The sequence below is a fragment of the Stenotrophomonas sp. P5_B8 genome, assembly GCF_054049855.1.
Genome location: NZ_JBFULO010000413.1, coordinates 1 through 3,327, shown reverse-complemented (window position 1 = coordinate 3,327; position 3,327 = coordinate 1). Strand labels below are relative to the sequence as shown.

At 68.8% G+C, this 3,327-nt stretch carries 4 protein-coding genes; 1 reads left to right on the top strand and 3 read right to left on the bottom strand.

What is annotated here, in order from left to right; translation table 11 throughout:
* The 3 genes from ACXJKH_RS17300 to ACXJKH_RS17290 all read right to left on the bottom strand — a co-directional run.
* Nucleotides 1–471, bottom strand: a 471-nt coding sequence (locus ACXJKH_RS17300; RefSeq protein ID WP_457321167.1) for a YceI family protein, incomplete at its 3' end; no start/stop codon positions are given.
* A gap of 2 nt (nucleotides 472–473) precedes the next feature.
* On the bottom strand, nucleotides 474–1,046 hold the full coding sequence (locus tag ACXJKH_RS17295; protein WP_457321165.1) for a cytochrome b: 573 nt from the start codon (nucleotides 1,044–1,046) through the stop codon (nucleotides 474–476).
* Nucleotides 1,043–1,690, bottom strand: coding sequence for a YceI family protein (locus ACXJKH_RS17290; RefSeq protein WP_256775807.1), 648 nt, complete (start codon nucleotides 1,688–1,690; stop codon nucleotides 1,043–1,045). Before ACXJKH_RS17290 ends, ACXJKH_RS17295 begins: the two co-directional genes overlap by 4 nt.
* Nucleotides 1,691–1,902: 212 nt before the next feature.
* On the opposite strand from ACXJKH_RS17290, the gene ACXJKH_RS17285 reads away from it, so the two are divergent.
* Nucleotides 1,903–3,327 (top strand): ligand-binding sensor domain-containing protein (locus tag ACXJKH_RS17285; RefSeq protein ID WP_457321169.1); only part of this gene is annotated, 1,425 nt, incomplete at its 3' end.

The following is a 3,327-nucleotide window of genomic DNA, read 5'->3' as shown; positions in this document are numbered from 1 at the left end:
GCGCTTGACCGTGGCCTTGCCGCTGAGCACCGGCTGCGCGCCCGGGGTCCAGGTAAAGGTCAGGGTGACCGGCTTGCTGACCCCGCGCAGTTCCAGGGTGCCGTCGGCGGCGTACTGGTTGTTGCCCAGTGAACGGAATTTGCTGGCGCTGTATTTGGCCTGGGCGAACTTGCCGACGTTGAAGAAGTCCGCGCCCTGCAGGGTCGAATCCCGGTCGCTGTTGCCGCTCTTGGCGCCGGCCAGCGGAATGGTCACTTCCAGCCTGGAACCGTCCAGCTTGGCGGGGTCGAAGCTGAGCGTGGTGTCGAAGCCCGGGAAGGTGCCGGTAAAGACCTCACCGTCGTACTTGGTCGCAAACGCGAGCACCGAGCCGGGGGCCTGCACGTAGTCGGCGGCCAGCACCGGTGCGGTGGCGAGCAGGCCGGCGAGGGCGGCGGCGACCGCGGCGGGGGAGTTGAGCTTGATGTTCATGGTCAATCCTTCTGGGGGGAGGCAAGCCAGCGCTGCGGGAGCATGCGCGCAAGGGTGGCATCGCGTTGGTAAAAATGGTGGTAAAGCGCGGCGCCGGCGTGGGCCAGCACCACCGCGATCAGCAGCCAGAAACCCCACTCGTGGATGGCGTGGGAGACCTGCGTGACGCGCTCGTCCGGCCCGCTCAGCTTGGGTACCTCGACCAGCCCGAACCAGCGGAATGGACGCAGCCCGCTGGCCGAGTCGTACAGCCAGCCCGACAGCGGGATGGCGAACATCAGCACATACAGCAGCGTGTGCGTGGCCGAGGCAATGCGTTCCTGCCAGGTCGGCGTGCCCGCCACCGGATCGGGCGCGCCGGCGTACAGGCGCCAGCCCAGCCGCGCGACCACCAGGGCCAGCACGGTGATCCCGATCGACTTGTGCATCGTGTAGATCCAGAAGTACTTCGGGGTCTTGGGGAATTCGCCCATGGTCAGCCCGACGATGCCCAGGGCAAGGATCAGCAGGGCGATCAACCAGTGCAGGGTCTGGCTGACGCCGCCCCAGCGGGTGGCGGTGTTCTTGGCGGTCATGGCGTGGTCTCCTCGACCGGCTGTGGGGATACGGGGGTGGCCGGTGCGGGCTGCGGATCGGTGGCGCTGCTGTCGCGAACGGCTTCCGCTTCGATCCGCAGCTGCACCTCGTCGCCGATCATCGACGGCCAGCCGGCAACGCCGAACGCGCTGCGGCTGAGCGTAGCGGTGGCCGAGAAACCGGCGGTACGGCGGAATGGCGGCAGCGGGTGGCGTTTGAGTGCATTGAGGGTGACTGCCAGGGTCACCTCGCGGGTCACCCCATGCAGGGTCAGGTCGCCGATGACGTTGGCATGGGTAGCATCGATCGGTTCAACCCGGGTCGAGACAAAGCGCGCCTGCGGGAAGCGCCCGGTGTCGAGCAGGTTGCGCGCGGCGGTGGCCTTGTTCCACTTGTCATCGCCCAGGTCCAGGCGCTGGATTGGCACCGTGACGCTCAGCCTGGCCGCGGGCCAGTCCTGCGGATCGAATTCCAGCACGCCTTCGCTGCCGGACACCGTGCCCAGCGCATGCGAGAAGCCGGCGTGCTCCACCGCGAACAGCACGCGGGTGTGCACCGGGTCGAGCCGGTAGGTATCGGCGGCGGCCCGGGCCGCCAGTGGAGCGGTGCACAGCAGCAGGGCAAGGGTCAGGCGCAGGGTCATGGCCGGGCTCCATGGAGGACAGCGTCGATCATACGCATAGCCCCGTCGGTGCCAGCAGTGCCATGGCTGCAACAGATCGTGGCGCGGGCCGGGCCCGCACCGCGCGGCAACAGGCTGTTCCAGCGATACGCGCAGGTGGTGCGGCAGCGCCGCCCGGGCGCCACCGCAGGCGCTGTGGGACAATCTGCGGCTACAAGGAGATCTGGATGGCGATGGGAACGCGTGGCGGGTACGCGGGCATCGTGTTGCTGGTACTGGCGTTATGCACGCTGCCGGCAGCCTCGTGGGCCGCAGTGACATCGGCAGGAGCCTCGGTAGAGACGCCACGCATGCGCCGGCTGGGTGCCGCCGAAGGCATGCCATCGCGGATGGTGCTGGCGCTGGCGCAGGATCGCCAAGGTTACGTCTGGGCGGCCACCAATGATGGCCTGGCACGGGTGGATGGCGTCGGGCTGCGCGTGTGGCGCAACGATCCGGCCGACCCCGGCTCGCTCCCCGGCAACGAGATCGAAACGCTGCTGGTGGACCCGCTCGACCGTGTATGGGTGGGCATCAGTGGTGTTGGTCTGTCCATGTTGCCGCCCGGTCGCGAGCGCTTTCAGCGCTTCCCCGACCTCGAGGCGGGCTGCGAGGGGCAGGTGTGGTCGCTGGCCTATGCGGGCAAGTCGCTGTGGATCGGCACCAACCGCCACGGCATCTGCCGCCGCGAGGAAAACGGCACCTTGGTGCGCTACCGGGCCGATCCTGCCGACCCGGCCCGTCTTCCCGACGACACCATCTACAGCCTGTTGGCCGATCCGCAGGGGCGGGTCTGGGTCGGCACCGGCAGTGGCGTGGCGCGCTGGGATGGACAGCGGTTCACCCGCATCGCCACCGAGGTGCTGGGTGGCAAAAGCGTCTTCCGCCTGACCCGGGAGCCGGACGGCACGATCTGGGCCGGCACCGAGGGCGGGCTGTTCCGCATCGATGCCGATGGCAGTGCACGCAGGGCACCGTGGACACTGAGCGCCGACGTCCGCGCGGCCACGGTCGTACACGACCGCAACGGCGGCTATTGGCTTGGTACCGCCGATGGCCTTTACCGGGGCGACCAGGGCGACGTGCGACTGCTGGCCGGGGATGGCGGCAGTGGCTTCCTGACCGCGCGCAGCGGCGTGCTGGACATGTTGCAGGACCACGAGGGCGGGCTGTGGGTGGCCATGCTCACCCAGGGCCTGGCCTACCTGCCGCCGGACTGGCGGCGCTTCTCCACCTGGTACCAGCTGGACGGCAAGCCGCTGGACAGTGTGTATCTGCTCGGCGTGGCGGCGGCGGGCAACGACTTCTACGTGTCCGGCGCCCACGGCATCTACCGGTTGGACGAGCGCGGCACGCTGCGCCAGATCGCCGATGAAAATGTCCTCGGGGTGGGGGCGAACTGGTCGGTGTTGCCGCGTGCCGATGGCGCGCTGTGGATCGGTCGCGCCGGGCGCCYGAACCTGTTCCAGCCGCGTACCGGGCAGGTGCGCGAATGGAAGATCGGCGGTGGTGCGGATGTACGCCAGCGCATCGATCTGATCCGCCAAGCGCCCAACGGTGAGATATGGCTGTCGATCATGAACTACGGCATCCAGCGCCGCGATGCCGAGGGCACGCTG

Excerpts from the sequence above, each read along its gene's own strand:
- ACXJKH_RS17290 (WP_256775807.1), bottom strand. The coding sequence starts at position 1,690 with ATGACCCTGCGCCTGACCCTTGCCCTGCTGCTGTGCACCGCTCCACTG.
- ACXJKH_RS17295 (WP_457321165.1), bottom strand. The coding sequence starts at position 1,046 with ATGACCGCCAAGAACACCGCCACCCGCTGGGGCGGCGTCAGCCAGACC.